General features: G+C 69.2%; 19 protein-coding genes. 14 read left to right on the top strand and 5 right to left on the bottom strand.

The features are described from left to right. Positions 1 to 31 precede the first annotated feature (31 nt). Entirely contained in the window at positions 32 to 2,014 is a 1,983-nt protein-coding gene (locus ITJ61_RS06365; RefSeq protein WP_194686697.1) for a beta-galactosidase, read from the bottom strand. A 90-nt stretch (positions 2,015 to 2,104) separates the two neighbouring features. Between ITJ61_RS06365 and ITJ61_RS06360 the strand changes: the two genes are divergently transcribed. Continuing rightward, positions 2,105 to 3,124 (top strand): aldo/keto reductase, encoded by a 1,020-nt coding sequence (locus ITJ61_RS06360; protein ID WP_104241683.1) that lies wholly within the window; start codon positions 2,105 to 2,107, stop codon positions 3,122 to 3,124. 26 nt (positions 3,125 to 3,150) lie between these two features. Here the strand turns inward: ITJ61_RS06360 and ITJ61_RS06355 are convergent, their stop codons facing one another. Further along, complete coding sequence (locus tag ITJ61_RS06355) at positions 3,151 to 4,080, bottom strand: LysR substrate-binding domain-containing protein (RefSeq protein WP_228496611.1); 930 nt, start codon at positions 4,078 to 4,080, stop codon at positions 3,151 to 3,153. Between the two features lie 289 nt (positions 4,081 to 4,369). Between ITJ61_RS06355 and ITJ61_RS06350 the strand changes: the two genes are divergently transcribed. The 7 genes from ITJ61_RS06350 (at position 4,370) to ITJ61_RS06320 (ending at position 12,223) form a co-directional block, all read left to right on the top strand. Beyond that, positions 4,370 to 5,668, top strand: coding sequence for a flavin-containing monooxygenase (locus ITJ61_RS06350; protein ID WP_194685801.1), 1,299 nt, complete (start codon positions 4,370 to 4,372; stop codon positions 5,666 to 5,668). Continuing rightward, entirely contained in the window at positions 5,665 to 6,099 is a 435-nt protein-coding gene (locus ITJ61_RS06345; RefSeq protein ID WP_104241681.1) for a RidA family protein, read from the top strand. Before ITJ61_RS06350 ends, ITJ61_RS06345 begins: the two co-directional genes overlap by 4 nt. After that, complete coding sequence (locus ITJ61_RS06340) at positions 6,096 to 6,767, top strand: DUF1028 domain-containing protein (RefSeq protein WP_194685800.1); 672 nt, start codon at positions 6,096 to 6,098, stop codon at positions 6,765 to 6,767. The genes ITJ61_RS06345 and ITJ61_RS06340 overlap by 4 nt, the downstream gene beginning before the upstream one ends. Beyond that, positions 6,760 to 7,941, top strand: a complete 1,182-nt coding sequence (locus tag ITJ61_RS06335) for a M20 family metallopeptidase (protein WP_194685799.1) — start codon at positions 6,760 to 6,762, stop codon at positions 7,939 to 7,941. Before ITJ61_RS06340 ends, ITJ61_RS06335 begins: the two co-directional genes overlap by 8 nt. Positions 7,942 to 7,956: 15 nt before the next feature. After that, positions 7,957 to 8,439, top strand: coding sequence for a hypothetical protein (locus ITJ61_RS06330; protein WP_146081982.1), 483 nt, complete (start codon positions 7,957 to 7,959; stop codon positions 8,437 to 8,439). A gap of 191 nt (positions 8,440 to 8,630) precedes the next feature. Beyond that, positions 8,631 to 10,124 (top strand): aldehyde dehydrogenase family protein, encoded by a 1,494-nt coding sequence (locus ITJ61_RS06325; protein ID WP_104241677.1) that lies wholly within the window; start codon positions 8,631 to 8,633, stop codon positions 10,122 to 10,124. Positions 10,125 to 10,216: 92 nt separating this feature from the next. Next, positions 10,217 to 12,223, top strand: a complete 2,007-nt coding sequence (locus tag ITJ61_RS06320; RefSeq protein ID WP_194685798.1) for a primary-amine oxidase — start codon at positions 10,217 to 10,219, stop codon at positions 12,221 to 12,223. A gap of 199 nt (positions 12,224 to 12,422) precedes the next feature. Here the strand turns inward: ITJ61_RS06320 and ITJ61_RS06315 are convergent, their stop codons facing one another. Further along, on the bottom strand, positions 12,423 to 13,859 hold the full coding sequence (locus ITJ61_RS06315; RefSeq protein ID WP_104241675.1) for a purine-cytosine permease family protein: 1,437 nt from the start codon (positions 13,857 to 13,859) through the stop codon (positions 12,423 to 12,425). Between the two features lie 369 nt (positions 13,860 to 14,228). Between ITJ61_RS06315 and ITJ61_RS06310 the strand changes: the two genes are divergently transcribed. The 5 genes from ITJ61_RS06310 (at position 14,229) to ITJ61_RS06290 (ending at position 19,057) form a co-directional block, all read left to right on the top strand. Further along, positions 14,229 to 15,767, top strand: coding sequence for a GMC family oxidoreductase (locus ITJ61_RS06310; protein ID WP_323744305.1), 1,539 nt, complete (start codon positions 14,229 to 14,231; stop codon positions 15,765 to 15,767). Positions 15,768 to 15,894: 127 nt separating this feature from the next. Further along, the gene (locus ITJ61_RS06305) at positions 15,895 to 16,392 is read left to right on the top strand and encodes an Asp23/Gls24 family envelope stress response protein (protein WP_194685796.1); all 498 of its coding nucleotides are present in this window, start codon (positions 15,895 to 15,897) and stop codon (positions 16,390 to 16,392) included. Positions 16,393 to 16,518: 126 nt separating this feature from the next. Beyond that, a complete protein-coding gene (locus ITJ61_RS06300) occupies positions 16,519 to 16,701 on the top strand; it encodes a hypothetical protein (protein ID WP_104241672.1) in 183 nt (60 codons plus the stop codon). A gap of 206 nt (positions 16,702 to 16,907) precedes the next feature. Beyond that, positions 16,908 to 17,849 carry an alpha/beta hydrolase gene (locus ITJ61_RS06295; RefSeq protein ID WP_194685795.1) on the top strand — a complete coding sequence of 314 codons (942 nt, stop codon included), beginning with the start codon at positions 16,908 to 16,910 and terminating at the stop codon, positions 17,847 to 17,849. A 149-nt stretch (positions 17,850 to 17,998) separates the two neighbouring features. Continuing rightward, a complete protein-coding gene (locus ITJ61_RS06290) occupies positions 17,999 to 19,057 on the top strand; it encodes a magnesium and cobalt transport protein CorA (RefSeq protein WP_104241670.1) in 1,059 nt (352 codons plus the stop codon). A gap of 37 nt (positions 19,058 to 19,094) precedes the next feature. Here ITJ61_RS06290 and ITJ61_RS06285 read toward each other — a convergent pair whose 3' ends face one another. Together ITJ61_RS06285 and ITJ61_RS06280 are read right to left on the bottom strand one after the other, a co-directional pair. Then, positions 19,095 to 19,946, bottom strand: a complete 852-nt coding sequence (locus ITJ61_RS06285) for a Cof-type HAD-IIB family hydrolase (RefSeq protein WP_181062966.1) — start codon at positions 19,944 to 19,946, stop codon at positions 19,095 to 19,097. 4 nt (positions 19,947 to 19,950) lie between these two features. Continuing rightward, a complete protein-coding gene (locus tag ITJ61_RS06280) occupies positions 19,951 to 20,598 on the bottom strand; it encodes an isochorismatase family protein (protein WP_194685794.1) in 648 nt (215 codons plus the stop codon). A 140-nt stretch (positions 20,599 to 20,738) separates the two neighbouring features. Between ITJ61_RS06280 and ITJ61_RS06275 the strand changes: the two genes are divergently transcribed. Continuing rightward, positions 20,739 to 21,683, top strand: coding sequence for a GlxA family transcriptional regulator (locus ITJ61_RS06275; protein WP_104241667.1), 945 nt, complete (start codon positions 20,739 to 20,741; stop codon positions 21,681 to 21,683). Positions 21,684 to 21,776 lie beyond the last annotated feature (93 nt).

The raw sequence follows: 21,776 nt of genomic DNA, 5'->3' as shown, positions 1-21,776 counted from the left end.
ACGAGACCCTGACCGTTTCGGAGTGCGCCCGTCAGTCGTCGGCGCGCGGAACGGCGACGACGCGGACGCTCCCGCCCGGGACGGTGTCGTCGGAGCTCACCGCCCTGTCGGCGAGGAGGTCGTGCCCGGCGATGCCCGCGCCCGCATCCAGCGCCCCGTGGTTGATCTGGAACACGTAGTCGGTGCCGTCGCCGTGGCGCACGACGGTCTCGAGGTCGCTGATCGGTGAGTATGGGGAGTCGGCGCTGTCGAGTACGGCCGTGACGAACCCGTCGAGGTCTGCACCGTCGAGCGCGGTGGAGAGGTACCAGGCGGTGCCCTCTCCGAAGCTGTTCCGGGTGATCGCCGGTCGGCCCGCGCCGGGCCCGTCGGCGAAGTCGGTGACGCTGTGTGCGCCCTGGAGCTCGATGTCGTCGCTCCAGACACGGCCTATCGATCCGTCGGCGAGCGTCGTCCGCTCCCCGGCGCGCAGGGGGAGGAACTCCTCGATGACAAGTCCGAGCACGTCGCGGAGCTGCCCCGGGTATGGGCCGGTCGGCACGTCGTCGTTGCTCGAGACGATGCCGGAGAAGTAGGAGAAGGCGAGCGTGCCGCCTCCTGAGGCGTAGTCGCGGAGGTTGGCGGCGGCGTCGTCCTCGATGAGGTACAGGGAGGGGGCGAACACGACGTCGTAACCGGTGACGTCGGCGGCGGGGTGGACGAAGTCGACCGTCACGCCGCGGCGCCAGAGTGCCGAGTAGAACGCTTCGACCCGTTCCCGGTGGTCGAGGTCGACGGACGGCCGCCAGTCGAGGTCCTGCGCCCAGAAGGAGGTCCAGTCCCAGGCGATCGCGACCCGAGCGTGCACTCGGGACCCGAGGATCGGGGCGAGGGCGGTCAGGTCGGCTCCGAGCGCGACGGACTCGCGCCACTTCCGCGATGCCTCGCCGGCCTGGGGGATGAGGGCGGAGTGGAACTTCTCTGCGCCCTTCTGTCCTGCCCGCACCTGGAAGAACAGCACCGCGTCGGCGCCACGGGCCGCGTGTGCGAGGCTGTTGCGCCGCATCTCGCCCGGGCGCTTGGCGATGTTGCGGGGCTGCCAGTTCACGGCGGAGGTCGAGTGCTCCATGAGGATCCACGGCTTGCCTCGGGCGAGTGAGCGTGTCAGGTCGGCGGCGCGTGAGAGCTGGATGTGGTTGTCGTCCTGCTCGGCGGTGAGGTAGTGGTCGTTGGCGACGATGTCGACCTCGTCGGCCCACTGCCACAGGTCGACGCTCGGGCAGATGCCTGCCATGAAGTTCGTGGTGATCGGCTGCGGGGCGTGCTCGCGGATCACGTCGCGTTCGGCCTTGAAGCACTCGAGCAGCGCCGCCGAGCTGAAGCGATGGAAGTCGAGGCGGTGGGCGGGGTTGCTCGCCGTTCCCGAGGTGCGAGGGGCGTCGATCTCGTCCCAGGAGCCGTAGCGCTGTCCCCAGAAGTTCGTGCCCCAGGCCGCGTTGAGGGTGTCGAGTGTGGCGTAGCGGTCCTGCAGCCAGGCGCGGAACGCGGTGACGGAGGCGTCGTCATAGCTCTCCGTGATCGGGGCGCCGTACTCGTTGTGCACGTGCCAGAGCACGACTGCCGGGTGCTGCGCGTAGCGTTCTGCGAGCTTCGCCGCGATGGCCGTCGCCGCGAGGCGGTATTCCGGGGAGCTTGGGCTGACGATGCCGCGCGAGCCGAAGGCCAGGGGGACGCCGTCGCGAGTGACGGCCCTCGTGTGCGGATACTTCCGGTAGAACCAGGCGGGCGGGGAGGCGGTCGGCGTCGCGAGGTCGACGTCGATACCGGCGGCGTGGAGCAGCCCGATGATCTCGTCGAGCACCGTGAAGTCGTAGACGCCCTCCTCTGGCTCGATGAGGGCCCACGAGAAGATGCCGATGCTGACGAGGTTGATGCCGGCGTCGCGCATGAGGCGGATGTCCTCGTCCCACACTTCACGAGGCCACTGCTCGGGGTTGTAGTCGCCGCCGAAGCGGATCTTCTGGGGGCCGGGCATCCACGTCGATGTGTTCACCCGAGAGAGCTTACGTCATCGTAAATCAGACGCGCCATTGACTTACGAAAGTGAAAGTGGCTGAATCGGTGCATGACCGACGAATCGCGCCCCGCCTACGAGGCCGCCCCCGACCGGTACGAGCGGATGCGCTACAGCCGTTCCGGACGGAGCGGGCTGAAGCTCCCAGAGCTCTCCCTCGGCCTCTGGCACAACTTCGGGCGGGAGCGGCCCCTCGAGACGCAGCGGGCGATCCTGCGCCGGGCGTTCGACCTCGGCATCACCCATTTCGACCTGGCGAACAACTACGGCCCGCCGCCCGGCTCGGCCGAGGAGAACTTCGGCCGGATCTTCGCGCAGGACCTCGCCGCCCACCGCGACGAGATCCTCGTCTCCTCGAAGGCGGGCTACGCCATGTGGTCGGGGCCATACGGAGAGTGGGGGTCACGCAAGAGCGTGCTCGCCTCGCTCGACCAGTCGCTCGGCCGCCTGGGCCTCGACTACGTCGACATCTTCTACTCGCACCGATTCGACCCGGAGACGCCGCTCGAGGAGACGATGGGGGCACTCGCCACGGCGGTCGACTCCGGACGGGCCCTCTACGTCGGCGTCTCGAACTACGACCCCGCCCAGACGCGCGAGGCGGCGCGCCTCCTCGCGGGCCACGGCATCCCGCTCACCATCCACCAGCCCAGGTACTCGATGTTCGACCGCCACATCGAGCGGGGCCTGCTGCCCGTGCTGGATGAGGTCGGGGCCGGCGGGATCGTGTTCTCGCCGCTTGCGCAGGGGCTCCTCACCGACCGCTACCTCGGTGGTGACGTGCCGGAGACCTCGCGGGCCGCGACGTCCAGGTTCCTGTCTGCCGATGGAATCGACGCCGAGTACCTCGCCCGGGCCCGCGCGCTGAACGACATCGCGGCGGGGCGCGGGCAGACGCTGGCGCAGCTCGCGCTGAGCTGGGTGCTCCGGCACCCGCAGGTGACGAGCGCGCTCATCGGCGCGTCGAGCGTCGGGCAGCTCGAGCAGAACGTGGCCGCGCTGGAAGCGCCGGCGCTGACCGAGGCCGAGCTCGCCGCGATCGAGCCCTTCGCCGTGGATGGCTCCGTCTAGCGTCTGGCCGAACGCCGGGGCTCGCTTCAGCTGGCGTCGGCTGTCGTCCCGAAGAGCTCGCGTGCGAGCTTCGCGATGACACGGACCTTGGCGCTCGGCTTGACTTCGGAGAGGCGCACGAAGCAGACGTCGAGGGGCGCGACCTTCTCGGCGATCGGCACCGAGACGAGTTCGCCTCCGTCGTAGGTCTGCGGCATCTCCGGGCGGTGGTTGAGGATCGAGAACCCGTGCCCGCGCGCGACGAGCGAGCGAACGGTCTCGTAGCTCCTCGAGCTGTAGCGCACGGCGGGGTGCACGCCCGCGTCGGCCAGCATGCCGAGGAAGTAGTCGCGCGAGTGGGCGATGTCGAGGAGGATCAGGTCCTCCTCGGCGAGCTCCGCCAGCTTGATCCGCTTCCGCTGCGCGAGGTGATGGTCGACGGGCAGGATGATGTGCGGCGGCGACGCGTACAGGTGGTCGAACGTGAGGTCGTGCACCGCCCCGAAGTCGTAGGCGATCGCCCCCTCCACCGAGCCGTTGAGGAGGAGCTCGACCGTGCCGTCGACATCGGCCTCGATGATCTCGATCTGCAGCTCGGGGTGCTCCTCCTTGACCCGGGAGATGAGCCTGGGGAGCACGAAGGGGGCCAGCGTGACGAAGCAGGCGAGGCGCAGGGTCCCGCGCACGGAGGTGTGGTGACCGCGCACGTTGTCGGCGACCTCGTCGACCTGGGCGAGGAGCGGCTGCGCGTCGCGGAGCAGCTGCGTGCCCGCATCCGTCAGTGCAAGTCCCTTGCTGCGCTGGCGGATGAAGAGCTGCACGCCGAGCGACCGCTCGAGCTGGGCGATGGCGGTCGAGACGGCCGACTGCGCGACGTGCAGGTCGAGGGATGCCTCGGTCATCGACTGCTTGGTCGCGGCGGCGACGAAGTACTGCAGCTGGGTGAGGGTCATGTCGAAGCGGCTGGATCTTGCCATGCACGGATGGTATCTCGACTGATGATGTGAGCGACGCTGAAGTTCACTAATTCTGATGCGGTTCTGGAAGGTCGAGAAGCCCTCGTGCCCCGACATTCCCGGCGACGGCGGACCCACATCAAGAGATTCGATGGACTGCCTCGGCAACGCATATTTGCCGCCACTTCCGCGGTGGGGTTTGGTGGGAGTCACTCGGGGCGGACGACGTGGCTGCCCAGCGATCAGGTGCTTCCGGCTTCGGCCGGGGTGTGGCTCGCGAGCGAGTTTCTTCGCCAGCATGGAGGTTCGTATGTCGTTCCAGGAGACGGAAGTGCTCGTCGTGGGTGCCGGCCAGGCCGGAGTCGCGATGAGCGAGCACCTGACGAGACGTGGGGTGCCGCACCTCGTGATCGAGCGGGAGCGCGTCGCCGAGCGGTGGCGGACGGGCCGCTGGGATTCGCTCGTCGCCAACGGGCCGGCCTGGCACGACCGGTTCCCGTCGATGGAGATCGAGGGCGTCGCGCCTGACGCGTTCGCGACCAAGGACCAGATGGCCGACTACTTCGAGCAGTACGCGGAGCGCTTCGGCGCCCCGGTCCGCTGCGGAGTCGAGGTCACCGAGGTGCGCAGGCGCGAAGGCGTTCCCGGCTTCCACGTGCAGACGAGCGAAGGCCAGATCGATGCGCGCTACGTCGTGGCCGCCACCGGACCATTCCAGCGGCCCGTGTTCCCGGCGATCGTGCCGGCCGAGACCGGCATCGAGCAGCTCCACTCGAGCGCGTACCGCAACCCGGAGCAGCTGGCCGACGGCGCGGTCCTCGTGGTCGGCGCAGGCTCCTCCGGCGTGCAGATCGCCGATGAGCTGCGCCGCTCCGGCCGGGAGGTCTTCCTCTCCGTCGGCCCCCACGACCGCCCGCCGCGTGCCTACCGGGATCGCGACTTCGTCTGGTGGCTCGGCGTGCTCGGCAAGTGGGAGGCCTCGGCGCCGCCTCGCGGCGCGGAGCACGTGACGATTGCCGTCAGCGGCGCGAGAGGCGGGCACACGGTCGACTTCCGTGCGCTCGCGGCGAGCGGCATCACGCTCGTCGGTCGCACGAACAGCTGCGAGGGCGGGGTCATCAGCTTCGGGCCGGACCTGGCCAAGAACATCGCCGACGGCGACGCCAACTACCTGTCCGTCCTCGACGAGGCGGATGCGTTCATCGAGCGCAACGGGATGGACCTCCCGGAGGAGCCGGAAGCGCGCGTCTTCGGTCCCATCCCGGAGTGCGTCGAGCATCCGCTCGCGCAGCTCGACCTGGCTGAGGCAGGCATCACCTCGATCATCTGGGCGACCGGCTTCGCCGTCGACTACAGCTGGCTGCCGGTCGAGGCCGTGGACGAGCACGGTCGCCCCAAGCAGCAGCGTGGCGTCTCGACGGAACCCGGCATCTACTTCCTCGGCCTGCCGTGGCAGTCCCGGCGCGGCTCGAGCTTCATCTGGGGCGTCTGGCACGACGCGAGCTACGTCGCCGACCAGATCATGATCCAGCGCGGCTACGCCGACTACCGCGCGGAACCGAGCACCAGCAGCACCCCCGTCCCCGCCTCGATCGGAGCTTCGCGATGACCACGCACACCCGCATCCGCCCCTTCAACACGAAGGTCACCTATCCCGAGCAGAACCTCGACAACGATCTCTGTCAGGCGGTCGTGGCCGGCGGAGTCGTCTACCTGCGCGGGCAGATCGGCCAGGACCTGGAGTCGCGCGAGTCCGTCGGGATCGGCGATGTCGAGGCGCAGGCGGAGAAGGCGATGGCGAACATCGCCATGCTGCTCGACGAGGCAGGCTCGTCGCTCGACGACATCGTGAAGGTGACCGTCTACATCATCGACCCGCGCTACCGGGAACCCGTCTATCGCGTCATGGGGCGGTGGCTGAAGGGTGTGCATCCCGTGTCGACCGGCATCGTGGTGAGCGCCCTCGCGCGCCCCGAGTGGCTCGTCGAGATCGACGCGACGGCTGTCATCAGCACGCCGGCGGACGGGGACGCCCAGTGACCTTCTCCATCGTGGCCAGAGACGAGACGGGAGCCTTCGGCTCCGCGATCTGCTCGTCGTCGCCCGCTGTGGCCGCGCGATGCGCGCACCTCGCCGATGGCGTCGGTGCTGTCAACTCGCAGAACGTCACCGACCCGAGGCTCGGACCGATCCTGCTCGAGGCGCTGCGCACGGGCGCGTCGGCTCCGGAGGCGATCGACACCGTGACCGCGCAGACGGAGCACATCGAGTACCGGCAGCTGCTGGTCGTGGATGCGGCTGGCAGGTCTGCCGTCTACTCGGGCGGCCGGGCGCTCGGCATCTTCGGCGACAGCCAGGGCCAGGGGGTCGCCGCGGGCGGAAACATGCTCGCAGCGGCCACGATTCCAGACCTCATGGTGGCCGCCTTCAGCAGTGCCGAGGGCGAGCTGGAGGAGCGGCTGCTCGCTGCGCTGCGTGCGGCCATCGCGGCCGGCGGCGAAGCTGGGCCCGTGCACTCGGCGGGGCTCTCCGTGGTTCGGGCCGCCGGCTGGCGGGTGACCGACCTTCGGATCGACTGGACGGACGCCGACCCCGTCGCCGAGCTTGGCGACCTCCTCGAGGTCTGGCTGCCGCAGCGCGACGACTACGTCTCCCGCGGCATCGACCCGACTGCGGCTCCTTCCTATGGGGTGCCCGGAGATGAGTGACCTCACCGTGGAGGACGCCAAGCGCCGCGCAGACGAGCGCGTCTCGGAGGCGGCGCCGTCGCTCATCGCGCTGTCCGAGCGACTGCACGCCAACCCGGAGACCGCGTGGCAGGAGCACCAGGCTGCCGCGTGGGTCGCGACGGCGCTGGAGGATGCGGGCTTCGCGGTACAGCGCGCCTACCTCGGCTTCGCGACGGCCATCCTCGCCGAGTACGGCACGGGGCCGCTCAAGATCGGCATCATGGCCGAGTACGACGCCCTCCCGGGGCTCGGGCACGCGTGCGGCCACAACCTGATCGCGGCCTCCGCAGTCGGGGCGGGCCTCGCGCTCCTCCCGCTCGCCGAGGAGCTCGGCGTGACGGTGCGCGTCTACGGGACACCCGCGGAAGAGGGCGGCGGAGGAAAGATCGAGCTCATCGAGGCCGGAGCGTTCGCCGACCTCGACCTCGCGATCATGGTGCATCCTGCCCCCGTCGACGTCGCCGAGGCGAGGCCGTTCGCGGTCTCCCACAGCCACATCACCTACGAGGGGGTTTCGGCGCACGCCGCGGCGTATCCGGACGAGGGCGTCAACGCGAACGACGCGTTCCTCATCGCGCAGCTCGCGCTCGGGCTGCTCCGACAGCAGCTGCCCGCCGACACGCGCGTGCACGGTATCCAGACGGTCGGTGGGTTCGCGCCGAACGCGATCCCCGAGCACACGGAGGGGCGCTGGTACGTGCGCGCCAACACGCTCGAGGAGCTGCACCGGCTCGAGGAGCGCGTGAACCGCTGCTTCGAGGCGGGGGCGCTGGCGAGCGGCAGCACGCTGCGCATCGAGCCGGAGAGCAAGCCATACGCGGAGTTCCGGACCGACGAGAAGGCGCTGGCGGCGTACACGGCCAACGCGATCGCCCGCGGTCGGGTCTTCGCCGACCCGTCGACTGCAGGTCGCATGAACCGCGCCTCCACCGACATGGGCAACGTCTCGCAGCTCGTCCCCGCGATCCACCCGTACATCGGCGTCGACTCGCTGCCTTTCGCCAATCACCAGAAGGAGTTCGCAGCGGCCTGCGTCGGGCCCGCCGCCGAGCGTGCGCTGGTGGATGCGTCGGTGCTGATCGCCTGGACGGTCATCGATGTCGCGTCCGCCGCAGCATCCGCGTCCCGCTCGGACGGCCTCGGCGAGGGCTGACGCCCCGCCTCGCTCATGAGCACCATGGTGAGGGGCCTCCCGCGGACCGAGGGGCAACGACCGGGAGCCTCCTGGTGGGTGCACCACGCGGTCATGCTCGTCGCGATGATCCCGTGCCTCGTGAGTGCGCACGAGCCGATGCTGCACGTCGGGGGAGCGGTGCTGATCTACCTGCTCTGCATGGCGACCGCCCGTCGATGCCGGAGGGACGGCCAGCACCTGCCGGCCCTCGTGGACGAGCTGGCCATGCTCGCGCTGCTCGTGGCTGGCTTCCTCGCGGGCCACGCCGGCGAGGCGACCATGGCGTCGTCGCACCACGGGGGCCAGGGGAGCGTGCAGCTCGCGCACCTCATCGCCGCCGCGACGGCGTTCGCCTGGCTGACGGCACGCGGGCTGCTGTGGCGAGACCTCGCCATGGGTCCGCGGCTCGGGCAGGTGTCGTTCGCCGTCAACGCGACGATGGTGGCCTGGATGCTCGTGGCGACGCTCGCCGGGTGAGCCTGCCTGCGACAACGTCGGCATCGAAGATGCAGATGCAGTAGATCGAAATCGTGTGCTTGGTAGATGTGCCGACGTGACGCAGTGTGGATGCACCACCGACAGCGATGTCGCTCCGCCACGCGCGGGTCGACGACACCGCTGAGCATTCCAGAGCACGACCCGAGTGCCCCCGACGAATGGAGACGCAGATGGAAGAGCCCACCTCGATCGACTGGCACGCCCGCGCCCAGTCCCTCACGCCAGATGGGCGCCTCTTCATCGACGGCGTCCGCGCCCACGCGTCGGACGGCGCCGTCGTCTCCAGCATCAACCCCGCGACGGCCCAGGCGTTCGCCGCAGTCGCCGCCGGGACCACGCAGGACACCGAGCGAGCCGTCGCGACGGCCAGGGCCTCGTTCGAGGCCGGCACGTGGAGCGGCCTCGCCGCCGCCGACCGGGGCCTGATCATGCAGCGCTGGGCGGACCTCGTCGAGCTCCGCGCCGAGGAGTTCGCCCTCCTCGAGACCCTCGACATGGGCAAGCCGATCGGGCAGTCCATGACCGTGGATGTTCCCGGGTCCGTCGCGACCATCCGCTGGTACGCGGAACTCGCCGACAAGCTCGGCGACGAGGTGCCATCGACGCCCCCTGGCTCGACTGCCGTCGTCTCGCGCGTGCCGCTCGGCGTCGTCGCCGCCATCACGCCGTGGAACTACCCCATGGAGATCGCCTGCTGGAAGATCGCGCCCGCGCTCGCGGTCGGGAACAGCGTCGTCCTGAAGCCGGCCTCCGAGTCGTCGCTGACCGCGCTCCTGCTGGCGGAGCTCGCCGTCGAGGCAGGGGTGCCCGCCGGTGTCCTGAACGTCGTCACGGGCTCCGGCCGCGTGGTCGGCGAAGCCCTCGCACGGCACCGTGGCGTCGACGCCCTGACTTTCACCGGATCCACTGCGGTCTCGAAGCGACTGCTCGTGGCGTCCGGCGAGAGCAACATGAAGCGCCTCTCGCTCGAAGCTGGCGGCAAGAGCGCGAACCTCGTGTTCGCCGACGTCGAGTCGGTCGAGCTCGCCGCCGAGAAGGCGGCCTTCGGCGCCTTCTACAACCAGGGCGAGGTGTGCTCGGCGAACTCCCGCATCTACGTGCAGCGCCCCGTGCTCGACGCCTTCATCTCCGCCTTCCAGCTCGCCGCCAGCTCCTACGCTCCCGGGGATCCCCTCGACTGGTCGACCGGCGGCGGCGCGCTCGTGAACGAGTCCCACACGGACGACATCGAGCGTGCCGTGGATGCTGGACGCTCCGCTGGCGACATCCTCTTCGGCGGCGAGCGCATCGAGCGCGGAGCGTCGCGGGCGTTCTACGCGCCCACCGCGGTGGCAGGCCTCGACGCGAAGCACCCGCTGGTCGTCGACGAGCTCTTCGGGCCCGTCGCCACCATCATCGCCTTCGACGACGAGGACGACGCCGTCCGCCAGGCGAACGACTCCGCCTACGGCCTCGCGGCCTCGGTCTGGACCTCGAACTTCGCCAGGGCGCACCGTGTCGCCGACCGGCTCGTCGCAGGAACCGTCTCGGTCAACACCGTCGACGCGCTCGGCCTCACGACGCCGTTCGGCGGCTTCCGCGAGTCCGGGTTCGGGCGCGACCTGTCCCGCCACGCGATCGACAACTACGTCGGCCTCAAGACCACCTGGTTCCAGCACGGCTGAACCGCGTGCCGCACCCCGACCGCGCAACGGTCGAGTGGTGCTTCCGATCTCCGACGGGGAGAGTCCCCGTCGTTCCGCGCGAGGAGGCGCTCATGACCACAACAGAACCCCTGCACACCACGGGTCAGCGGGTGTCGCACCTCGACGAGGTCCGGCATCCGCTCGACCCGCTCACCGCCACCGAGATCGAGCGCGGCCGTTCCATCCTCGAGGCCGAAGGGCTCCTCACCGAGCAGAGCCGGTTCCCGAGCGTCATGCCCGTCGAGCCGGACAAGGAGTTCGTCCGCGGCTTCACCGAGGGCGGCCCGCTGCGCCGCCGCGTCGAGTACGTCGTGCTCGAGACGGACACGGGCGTCTCCACCGAATACGTCGTCGACCTGGACGCCGGCGTCATCGCATCCCGTGACGTGGTGGCAAGCGGGGAGTTCCCCTACGGGCAGCCCGCCTACCTCTTCGAGGAGTACGACCGCGCGATGGAGATCGCCAAGTCGAGCGAGGAATGGCAGGCCGCGATGCGCCGCCGCGGCCTCGAGGATCGCATCGAAGACGCGTTCTGCTCCCCGCTGGCCCCCGGCTACTTCGGCTACGAGGACGAGATCGGGCGAAGGATGATCCGCTCCCTCACCTTCCTTCGCGACCACCCGGACGACGTCGCCTGGGCGCACCCCGTCGAGGGCCTGCTCGTGACGATCGACCTCACGACCGGGAAGGTCGTGAGCGTCTTCGACGAGGGCGACGTCGTCACCGCGGCGACCTCAGGGCGCTACGACGACGAGCACGTGGGGCCTGCGCGATCCACGCTCAAGCCCATCGAGATCACGCAGCCGGAAGGCCCGAGCTTCGCCGTCGACGGCTCCCTCGTCGACTGGGAGGGGTGGCAGTTCCGCGTCGGCTTCAACGCGCGGGAGGGGCTCGTCCTCAACCAGCTCAGCTTCCTCGACGGCGAGGAGCGCCGGCCGATCATGTACCGCGGCTCCGTTCCCGAGATGATCGTGCCCTACGGCGACACCTCCCGGAACCGGTACTGGATCAGCTACTTCGACGCCGGCGAGTACTACCTCGGCAAGAGCGCCAACTCGCTTGCGCTCGGCTGCGACTGCCTCGGCGTCATCCACTACTTCGACGGCATGAGCCACGACGACCACGGACACGCCATGCGCGTGCCCCAGGTGATCTGCATGCACGAGGAGGACGCGTCGATCCTCTACAAGCACACCGAGTTCGGCTACGGAACGGATGTGCGTCGGCAGCGGCGCCTCGTCATCTCCTACATCGCCACGGTCGGCAACTACGACTACGGCTTCTACTGGCACCTGTACCTCGACGGCACCATCGAGGTCGAGGCGAAGGCGACCGGGCTCGTGTTCAACGGCTCGGGAGTGCCAGGGGCGTCCGAGGCGCACCGGCTGGAGATCGCGCCGGGGCTGTTCGCGCCGGTGCACCAGCACATCTTCTGCGCGCGACTCGACATGGAAGTCGACGGACCGGACAACTACGTCGACAGGTCGGAGGTGCGACGCATCCCGATGGGGGAGCAGAACCCCTACGGCAACGCCTTCACGTGGGCTCGCGAGCGGATCGAGACCGAGGGCGGCTTCGACGACGACCGCTCGGTGCGACGGACCTGGCACATCGGGTCGAACGCGCGCCGCAACGCGATCGGCAAGTCGACCGAGTACGAGCTGCTCGGCGAAGGGTGGCCGACGCTGCTCGCCGACCCCGACTCGAGCGTTTACCAGCGAGCGACCTTCGCCGCCCACAACACGTGGGTCACGAAGTACCACGAGGACGAGCGCTGGCCGGCCGGCAAGTACCCGAACCAGCACGCGGGCGGCGCGGGGCTTCCCGCATATGTCGACGATGCCGAGTCCGTCGACGGTGGAGACATCGTCGTCTGGCACTCCTTCGGTCCCACGCACCTGCCGCGCCCGGAGGACTTCCCGATCATGCCCGTCGACATCTACCGTCTCCAGCTGAAGCCGTACGGCTTCTTCGACCGCAACCCGGCGCTGGATGTGCCCGACTGGGCGACACGAGGGGCTGGCTCCTGCTGCTCGCACAGTGCGGAGCGCAGGTACGGCCGCATGCCCGCCGAGTAGGCCAGGAACGACTCGAAGGTGCGCCGCGCGGAGATCCGCGTGGCGCACCTTCGCGTGTGGGCCGAGAGCCGGGGCCGACGCCGAGGGTCGGGGCGAACACTGAGAAGCGGCGCTGACACCCAGAAGCGGCGCTGACACCGATAATCGGGCCAGGAGCGAGTGCACTCGCTCCGGGCCCGATGTCCTTCTCCGTGCGGGGTTAGCTTTTGGCGACGGCCCCTGGAGCGGTGGAGTCCACCGCGACGGGCACGCTCACGAGGTCGCCATCGTCCCGCTTCGTCACCTTGACGAGCACCAGGTAGGCGACCGCGCTGACGACGAAGCCGACGATCCACGCGACATCCACGTTGCCGAGGGGAGCCGCGAGCGGGCCCGTGTAGAACGCGGAGATCATGAACGGTGCCTGCGCGAGAAGGCCGAGCGCGTAGGTGCCGAGGCCGACGGCGTTCCAGCGACCGTAGCGTCCGCCGTCGCGCTGGAAGAGCTCATCGACGGCGTACTCGCCCTTTCGGACGATGAAGTAGTCGACGAGGTTGATGGCGGACCAGGGGATGAGCACGTAGAGCAGGAGCGCGACGAAGCCCTGGAAGACGACCATGAAGTCGGAGTCGCCGGCCATCGCGCCCAGCGTGGCGATGACGCCGCAGATGATCGTCGCCGTCACTCGGGTGCGGCTCGTGATCGTGATGCGGCTGAAGCTCGACTGCGCAGCGGTGAGCGCGCACATCACACCCGAGTACAGCTCGGCGGCGTTGATGACGGCGGCGGTCAGGCCGAAGATCAGCAGCACGACGATGCCGACGGGACCGAGCAGCTCGGCGAGCGCGCCGAGCGGGTTCTCCGGGTTGGCGGCGCCGAGCAGCACGCCGAGGACCATGACGAACACGCTGCTCAGGACGAGCCCGAGGTAGGTCGCCCAGAAGGCCGCCGCGGGGCCCGTCTTCTTGGGGAGATACCGGGAGTAGTCGGAGACGTAGGGAGCGTAGGCCAGCTGCCAGACGATGCCGATGGCGAGCATCCCGAAGAAGCCCTCCGTCGTGAAGCCGGCCTCGGCGCGCTGCGAGGTGACCGCCGGGTTCATGAGCAGCCCGACCATCGCGACGATGACGGCGACCGCGATGAGGGTCGAGAGCACCTTCATGATCTTCTGCAGCAGGTCGTAGCCGACGATCGCGATGACGATGCCGACGACGGCCAGCACGGGGATGGTCAGCGAGCCGGGGAGCCAGGGGAAGACGGCGACGAGGCTGTCCTTCGCGACCACGAGGATGCTCGCGAAGAAGCCGAGGAACATGAGCAGCGCGATGGCCGCCAGGAGGCTGCCGCCCAGGTAGCCGAACTGCGCACGGGCCTGGAGCATCTGCGGGATCCCGAGGTGCGGGCCCTGGGAGGCGTGGAGGGCCGCGCCGAACGCGCCGATGAGGTTGCCCGTCAGGATGGCGACGATGCTCCAGCCGATCGAGAGGCCGAATCCGCCGCTGGCGAGTGCCCCGGTGACGACGGTGAGGGGCAGCATGTTGATGCCGACCCAGATCGCGAAGAGCGACCAGACGGATCCGGTCCGCTCGTTCTCGGGGATGGGAAGGATGTGTCTGGTCTCGAATTGGACCACGGATGTTGCGGGTGTTTCGGGCATGGCGAACTCCAGGGGTCGGCGTCGTTGCCGCGTCGCAGTCCTGGCCTCAGATCTGGCGGAAGGAGTGCGGTTGCGTGCTTCGAACCTAGCCGCGCGGCGGCCCTCGGTGGATAGCGATTGGCGATCAGCCGCATCGCTTCGCGAGATGCGCCGCGGTGGCGGATCGCGGCGTTCATCGCGCGGCATCCACTGGAGGGCCCAGGATGGAGCCCCGGCGTTTCCCATTCGTTTCAGGAATGTTGAGGCGACTTTGCATCACGGAAAGCGATGCACGTCTTCAGGCTTTCGTATTTGCGTCGCCACGGTCGAAGCTCGGATGCTGGGAGCGAGCCCGAGTCGCAGACCGGCATCAACCGAGCGGAGTCGCACGTGAACGCAGAAGTCCAGCAGCTGTTCGACTACGTCGTCGTCGGCGGCGGAACAGCGGGGAGCATCGTCGCGTCGCGCTTGAGCGAGGACCCGAGCGTCACCGTCGCGCTCATCGAGGCTGGGCCCAGCGACGTCGACGAGCCGCGAGCCGGCAGCATCCGTCGCTGGGCCGAGATGCTCGAGGGCGAATACGACCTCGACTACCGCAGCGTGCCGCAGGCCCGCGGCAACTCGTTCATCCGTCAGGCCAGGCTGCGCATCCTCGGAGGCTGCTCGACCGCGAACACCATGATCAGCTGGCGTCCCCTGCGCGGCGACCTCGAGGAGTGGGCGGCGGCGGGAGTCGAGGGGTGGGGCTACGAGGAGGTGAGCCGGGCCTTCGACCGGATCGCTGCGCCGATGGTTCCGGTCGCGGATGCTGACCGCAATCCGTACATCCAGGATGCGGTGACCTCCGCCGCCGCGGCGCTCGACCTGCCGCAGCGACGCCGGTGGAATGCCGAGGAGTTCGTCGAGGGCGCTGGCTTCTTCGAGATCGGCTACTACCCGGAGAACAACGACCGAGCCTCGAGCTCGCGCGCCTACCTCCACGACAACCTCGACCGGCCGAACCTGACGGTCGTGCTGAGCTCCATCGTCGAGCGACTGACCATCGAGGGCGGCCGTGTCACGGGCGTCCTCGTGCGGCCCGAGCGCGGCGAAGCGCACCAGATCACGGCGCGGCGCGAGGTCGTCCTGAGCTGCGGTGCCATCGACACCCCGGCGCTCCTGCAGCGATCCGGAATCGGCCCAGCCGAGGTGCTGCGAGCTGCCGGCGTTGAGCCCATCCTCGACCTGGCCGGGGTCGGCGAGAACCTCCAGGATCACGCGGAGGGCCTCGTCGTCTGGGAGGCGAGCGGCGAGCGCTCCGAGGTGTGCGCGACGGGCTGGGATGCCGGCTACGTCGTGCGCGTCGACCCAGAGAGCGCCGTCCCCGACATCTCGACGCACATCCCGCTCCACTCCTGGACGGTGCACGCCGAGCGGTTCGGCGCGGACATCCCGGCCAACAACGTGTCGCTCGCGCCGAACGTCGCGAAGCCGCGCAGTCGCGGACGCGTGTGGATTACGTCCCCGTCGCCCGACGAGGCCCCGTCCATCGACTACGGGTACTTCACCGATGCGGACGGCCGCGACGAGGCCATGCTCGTCGAGGGCGCCAAGCTCGCGCGCCGAGTCGCGCAGCAGGAGCCGTTCGCCTCGCACCTCGTGCGGGAGGTGTTCCCCGGCCCCGACGTCGTGTCCGACGAGGAGCTCTCCGAAGTGCTCCGCGCGACGCACCAGACCGTCTACCACGTGTCCTGCACGGCACGGATGGGCGCGGCGGGGGATGCGCTCGCGGTGGTCGACTCGAGGCTGCGCGTGCACGGCATCGAGGGCCTGCGCATCGCCGACGCGTCGGTCTTCCCCACGATCCCGGCGCTGAACCCAGTCGGCACGGTCATGACGGTTGCGGAGCGCGCCGTCGACTTCATCCGCGAGGACGCCGGGGCGCGCTGAGCTTTTCCCTGAGTGTTCGCCGAGAGGCTCGAGAACTTTGTGACGCAATGGCGGTGGCCCACGTCTCCCTTGTAACGCCCCACAGCGGTGCACCGGCACCAGGGCTCGAAACCAAGGACAGCATCCCATGACGAACGTCACCCCCAACGCTTCCGCCACCCCCAGCACCGTGGCAACGCCGAAGACGGATGCGGCCTCGAAGAGCGTCGTGACGTCCGGCCACGCGGGCACGGAGCTCGCCTCCACCCACGGCACGACGACCGTCGTCGACAGCGTCGTCGCCCGTGTCGCCGGCATCGCTGCCCGCGAAGCCCGTGGGGTCTACGACCTCGGTGGCGGTGCGGCCCGCGCGATCGGCGCCATCCGCAATGCGCTCAACGCGAGCGACCAGAGCCAGGGCGTGAGCGTCGAGGTCGGCGAGAAGCAGGTCGCCGTCGACATCACGATCGTCGCCGATTACCCGGTCTCGCTGCAGGATGTCGCAGACGGCGTCCGCGCCGACGTGATCCGCGCCGTCGAGTCGATCGTCGGCCTCGAGGTCACCGAGGTGAACGTCACCATCAACGACGTGCACCTGCCGAGCGACGACAACCAGGAAGAGCCCGCAGAAGCGCGCGTGCAGTAGCCCGCAGGACCAAGCCAGCGCGCCTCCAAGCGGGTGCCTGGCCTCGGAACCCATCACCTCAGCCGGCCTGGCCGCCGATCGGCGGCCAGGCCGCGCCAGTTAACACACCCCGAAAGCGAGTCACCCATGTTCCTGCGAATCGTCACCTTCGTGCTCGGAATCGTCGTCAAGAAGCGCAGCGCCAAGAAGAAGCGCCAGCAGCAGGCGGACGCCCGCGCCAAGCACACCGCGAAGTCCAAGAAGTCCGGCAAGTCCAAGCACGGTGCCCGCTCGAAGCGGAGCTCGAGCAGCCGCGGCCGTCGACGCTGACCCTGCGTCCGTGCATAAAGCCCGCCCGTTCCCGTGGCCGAGCCCGGCCGCCGTCGCAGAGGCCGTCGCGGTCGCCGCTCGGTCGGTCAACGCCTGAGGACGCCATCGGCTGAAGGCCAGAACTCAGGCCTTCGGCCGATGCGCTCGGCCAGTCCGAGCGGAAGACTCATCTGGTCGGCGCGTGGTGCGCCGCAGGAGAGGCGTGCGTGAAGAAGTTCGTGAAGAGGGCACTGCTCGGGGTTGCGGCGGTATGCACGGTGGTTGCGCTCGCGTTGGTGTCGACGACGCTCGTGCACGCGGTGGCGTCTGGGATCGAGAGCGGCCGGATCGAGCAGTACGGGCAGAAGGTCGACGTCGACGGTCGCCAGATGAACGTCCTCGTCGCGGGCGACGCCGCCGACACGATCGTGCTGCTCCCCGGCTCCGGCACGGCGTCCCCGGTCCTCGACTTCCAGCCCCTGGTCGACGACCTGGCGCGGGATCACCGCGTCATCGTCGTCGAGCCGTTCGGCTACGGGCTCAGCGATGGCACGGATCGTGAGCGCACGACGGAGAACGTCGTCGCGGAGGTGCACGCGGCGCTGCAGGAGCTCGGCGTCGATCGCTACATCCTCATGGGCCACTCCATCGCCGGCATCTACGGGCTCGAGTTCGCCGAGCGCTACCCCGACGAGGTGACGGCGTTCGTGGGGATCGACACCAGCGTCCCCGGTCAGCCGGGCATGGACGAGGAGTTCCCGACGGGCCTCTTCGCAGCGGTCAGGAACCTCGGCCTCATGCGACTCATCACCGCCATCGGGGGAGTCGGCTACGACGAGCCCGTCTACACCGATGAAGCTCGCGAGCAGATCACGCTCATCAGCAACCGGAACTCGCTCAGCCCGACCTACCTCGACGAGATGGACCACTTCGGGAGCAACTTCGGGAACGCGCTCGGCACGAGCTTCCCGGAGCAGCTGCCGCTCCTCCTCTTCGTGGAGGCCGACAACGCGAACAACGGCGACTGGATGGGCCTCCACGAGCGGCAGGCCGCCGAGGTCAGCGACGGCACGGTCATTCCCGTGGATGGGGAGCACTACCTCCACCACACGCACGCCGCCGAGATCGCGCAGGACTTCCGGGAGTGGCAGCTGGCGCGTTCCCTCTGAGGGTTCTCGCTTGCCGGTGGATGCATCGGCGGCTGGTTGTCGACGTGCGAGGAAGTAGTGTCAGTCGGCGGGGCGGCACCATGGTCCGCGGCTGATCGCTCAGCTGCCGTGGAAGCCCCACCGACATCCGACGTGCTAGGAGGGCAGCCATGGCCTTGATCGACAATGGGATCTACGTGAAGGGGCGTCGCTGCTTCACCCCGGTGACGCTCGATGAGACGTTCGAGAAGCTGCGTGAGCACGCTGGCATGGCCTGGATCGGCCTCTTCCAGCCGAGCAACGAGGAGCTCGACGCGGTCGCCAAGGAGTTCGATCTGCATCCGCTCGCCGTCGAGGATGCACGGGTCGGGCACCAGCGGCCGAAGATCGAACGCTACGGCAGCACCCTCTTCGTGGTGCTCCGACCCGCCTGGTACGTCGATGCCACCGAGACGGTGCACTTCGGCGAGATCCACCTGTTCGTCGGCCCCGAGTTCGTCGTCACGGTCAGGCACGCGGCACGCCCGGAGCTGGGAGACGTCCGGCACCGGATGGAGCAGAGTCCCGCCCTCCTGAGCCTCGGCCCCGAGGCTGTCCTCTACTCGGTGCTCGACCAGGTCGTCGACGGATACGCCCCCGTGACCGCCGGCCTCGAGAACGACATCGACGAGATCGAGGATCAGCTCTTCGCGGGCGACGAACGCGTCACGCGCCGCATCTACGAGCTCCTCGGCGAGGTCATCAACTTCCAGCGGGCGACGAGTCCGCTGCGAACCATCCTCGAAGCGCTCCTGCGGGGCGCCGAGAAGTACAACACCAGCGAGGAGCTCCGCGCCCGCTACCGAGACGTCCTCGACCATTCGCTGCGCATCGCGGAGCGCGCCGACTCCTTCCGCGTGCTGTTGGAGAACGCCCTGACCGTGCACAGCACGTTGGTCACGCAGCAGCAGAACGAGGCCATGCGGGAACTCTCGGAGGCTAGCCTCGCGCAGAGCGAGGAGACGAAGAAGCTCTCCGAGCAGAGCATCGCCCAGAATGAGGAGATCAAGAAGATCACCAGCTGGGCGGCGATCCTCTTCGCCCCGAGCCTCGTCGGCACGGTCTACGGCATGAACTTCACGAACATGCCGGAGCTCGAGGCCGAATGGGGGTACCCGCTCGCGCTCTTCGGGATGCTAGCGCTCGGCGTCGTCCTCTGGTCGGTCTTCAAATGGAAGAAGTGGCTCTAGGCCGTGTCCGACGAGGTGTCGCCGACCGCCGGTGAGCTCACCGGCCTGCGTGCGCCTCGATGAGGCCGAGACGCACGAACGCCGCGTGGAGTCCGTCCTCGTCCACAGCCCCGGTGACGAGGTCGGCGGCAGCCTTGGCCTCGGCGGTCCCGTTGCCCATCGCGACGCCAACGCCGCACGCGACCAGCATCTCGAGGTCGTTGCCGCTGTCTCCGACGGCGATCGTGTCCTCCATGCCGAGGCCGAGCACGGGGAGCAGGGCCTCGATCGCCGCCGCCTTGTGGACGCCGCGCATCGAGATCTCGCCCCCGCCGTTGCCGAGGCCCGGCATGGTGCCGCCGACGATCGCGTACGCGCTCCCGAGTCGGGCCTGCACTCGATCGAAGGAGGCCTCGTCGTCGCTGCTGAACACGACCTTGGCGGTCTGGTCGAACTTCATCGGGCCGGAGTCGACGACGTGGTGCCGCAGGCCCGAGTTCTCGATGTCCGTGTAGCCGAACCCCGTGAGCAGGCGCCGCATGCGCGAACGGTGCCCCTCGGTCGTGTGCATCCCGTGTCGCCCCTGCAGGCTGTAGTCGATGCCGAGATCATCCAGCTCCGCGGCCAGCGAGCGGGCGTCCGCCTCGTCCAGGTGCAGGTCCACGAGCCAGGTCCCCGCGTGCTGCACGTAGGCGCCCGCGCCCGCGACCATGCCGTCGAAGCCGATCTCCTCCACTCGGGGGTCGATCTCGAGCGGGCTCCGGCCGGTCGCGAGGAAGACGAGGTGACCCCTGGACTGGGCCGCGTGGATGGCCGCCGCCGCTGAGGGTGGCACGTTGCCGAGCCCGTCCGTCAGGGTTCCGTCGATGTCGAGGAACACGGCCCGCCGAGAAGTGGTGCTGATCGTCACCTGACTATTGTCCAGCCTGACGGGCCGAGCGCGCGACACCGGCCACGGCCGAGGTCGGCAGATCGTCCTTCGGGAGTGGCTGGCCCGCCTCGACGGCCGCCGCCCAGTCCCCGCTCGCCGCGACCGCCGCGAGATTGGACTGCAGGAGCGCCATCAGGGTGGAGTGCACGGTCTTCGCCGACGCGAAGCCGGCGCTGTTCGCGAGGTTGATCGCGCCGGTCGCGTCGGAGAGCACCTCAACATCGATGCCGAGTTCCTCAGCAGCCACAGCAGACGCGATGATGCAGTTGTTGGTCATGTAGCCGACGAACGTCACCGTGTCGATGTCGGCCGCCCGCAGCCAGGCGAGTAGCTCGGTCTCGGCGAAGACCGAGCTGAAGCGCTTCGTGATCGCCTTCCACGCGGGCCGCCGTCGTGCCTCGACATCGGGGTGCAGCGCGAACTCCGGCATCGTCGGGTTGAACACGGGAGCCTGATCTCCGGACGAGTGCTGGACGACGGCGATCGGAATGCCCGCCGCCTCCGCGGCGTCGATCGTCGCCGTGATGCGAGGAAGCGAATCAACGTGGGGCGGGTGGTGGATCTCGAGGGGCCCCGAGAAGTACTGCAGCTGGACATCGACGAGGACAAGTGCTCTGCGAGGGGAGGTCATGATCTGCGCTCCTCTTGGGGTGCGGGGTGTGGGTTGGAGCGGCGGCGCGTCGCCCGCATCCATCATCTGCCTTCGCTGCGAGGGAGGCTATTGGCAGAAAAACCTCTCTACGATGGAATCACGCCAAAGGAGGCAGGGACATGAGAATTGCCGTGTACGCGTTCAATGGCGCGACGGTCTTCCACCTCTCGGTGCCCCACCTCGTCTTCGACGAGGTCGCGCGCAGCGGCGCCGCGCCCTGGGAGACGTTCCTCTTCTCCGACGAGCCAGGGTCCATCCGAACCGCCGAGGGGTACACGATCGGCGGCATCCGAGGACTCAGCAGTGCCGCAGACGCCGACATCGTCGTCATCCCGTCCTGGATCGAGGACGGAGTTCCCCCGGCAGCGGGCCTCACCCGGATGCTGCGGGACCAGCACGACCTCGGCATCCCCATCGTCGGCCTCTGCCTCGGCGCGAACGCCCTCGCCGACGCGGGCCTCCTCGCCGGCCGCAGTGCCGTCACCCACTGGACGAGCACGGCAGAGCTCGCAGGGCGCCACCCCGACATCGACGTCCAACCGGCCGCCCTGTACCTCGACCACGGCGACGTCATGACCTCTGCGGGGACCGCATCCGGCATCGACGCCTGCCTTCATATCGTGCGAACCAGACTGGGGTCCGAGGTCGCGAACCGAGTCGCCCGTCACCTGGTCGTGGCACCCCACCGCGAGGGCGACCAAGCCCAGTACATCGAACGCCCGGTCCCGCCAGAGGCCTCAGGGGGAGCGATCGCTGCGACGTGCGCGTTTGTGCTCGAGCACCTTGCGGATGACCTCAGCGTCGACCGCCTCGCCACCGTCGCCCACCTGAGCCAGCGGTCGTTCGTGCGCGCCTTTCGAGAATCGACGGGGGCGACCCCCGCAGCTTGGGTGAGGTCGCGTCGCCTCGACGAAGCCCGCCGCCTGCTCGAGACGAGCGACCGCGCCATCGACCAGATCGCCGCCCTCTGCGGCTTCGGGAGCCCGGTCACGTTCCGCCAGAACTTCGCGACCGCGTTCGGCAGCACCCCGTCGAGCTACCGGCGCCGCTTCGACGCGCGCTGAAGCCCAACAGCGCCGCCGACGCCAGCAGCACCGCCAGCGCAGTTTCCCGTTTCTCACTTCTCACACCCTCCGCGAGCGCACGTGCCAAGGAAG

The organism is Pseudoclavibacter sp. VKM Ac-2888 (assembly GCF_015351285.1).
Taxonomy (GTDB): Bacteria; Actinomycetota; Actinomycetes; order Actinomycetales; family Microbacteriaceae; genus Pseudoclavibacter.
This window is presented reverse-complemented; position numbering and strand designations above follow the sequence as displayed.

Bases quoted from the DNA above. Each gene is read 5' to 3' on its own strand.
- ITJ61_RS06365 (WP_194686697.1), bottom strand. From the start codon at position 2,014: ATGCCCGGCCCCCAGAAGATCCGCTTCGGCGGCGACTACAACCCCGAG.
- ITJ61_RS06360 (WP_104241683.1), top strand. From the start codon at position 2,105: ATGACCGACGAATCGCGCCCCGCCTACGAGGCCGCCCCCGACCGGTAC.
- ITJ61_RS06355 (WP_228496611.1), bottom strand. From the start codon at position 4,080: ATGGCAAGATCCAGCCGCTTCGACATGACCCTCACCCAGCTGCAGTAC.
- ITJ61_RS06350 (WP_194685801.1), top strand. From the start codon at position 4,370: ATGTCGTTCCAGGAGACGGAAGTGCTCGTCGTGGGTGCCGGCCAGGCC.
- ITJ61_RS06345 (WP_104241681.1), top strand. From the start codon at position 5,665: ATGACCACGCACACCCGCATCCGCCCCTTCAACACGAAGGTCACCTAT.
- ITJ61_RS06335 (WP_194685799.1), top strand. From the start codon at position 6,760: ATGAGTGACCTCACCGTGGAGGACGCCAAGCGCCGCGCAGACGAGCGC.
- ITJ61_RS06330 (WP_146081982.1), top strand. From the start codon at position 7,957: ATGAGCACCATGGTGAGGGGCCTCCCGCGGACCGAGGGGCAACGACCG.
- ITJ61_RS06325 (WP_104241677.1), top strand. From the start codon at position 8,631: ATGGAAGAGCCCACCTCGATCGACTGGCACGCCCGCGCCCAGTCCCTC.
- ITJ61_RS06320 (WP_194685798.1), top strand. From the start codon at position 10,217: ATGACCACAACAGAACCCCTGCACACCACGGGTCAGCGGGTGTCGCAC.
- ITJ61_RS06315 (WP_104241675.1), bottom strand. From the start codon at position 13,859: ATGCCCGAAACACCCGCAACATCCGTGGTCCAATTCGAGACCAGACAC.
- ITJ61_RS06305 (WP_194685796.1), top strand. From the start codon at position 15,895: ATGACGAACGTCACCCCCAACGCTTCCGCCACCCCCAGCACCGTGGCA.
- ITJ61_RS06300 (WP_104241672.1), top strand. From the start codon at position 16,519: ATGTTCCTGCGAATCGTCACCTTCGTGCTCGGAATCGTCGTCAAGAAG.
- ITJ61_RS06290 (WP_104241670.1), top strand. From the start codon at position 17,999: ATGGCCTTGATCGACAATGGGATCTACGTGAAGGGGCGTCGCTGCTTC.
- ITJ61_RS06280 (WP_194685794.1), bottom strand. From the start codon at position 20,598: ATGACCTCCCCTCGCAGAGCACTTGTCCTCGTCGATGTCCAGCTGCAG.
- ITJ61_RS06275 (WP_104241667.1), top strand. From the start codon at position 20,739: ATGAGAATTGCCGTGTACGCGTTCAATGGCGCGACGGTCTTCCACCTC.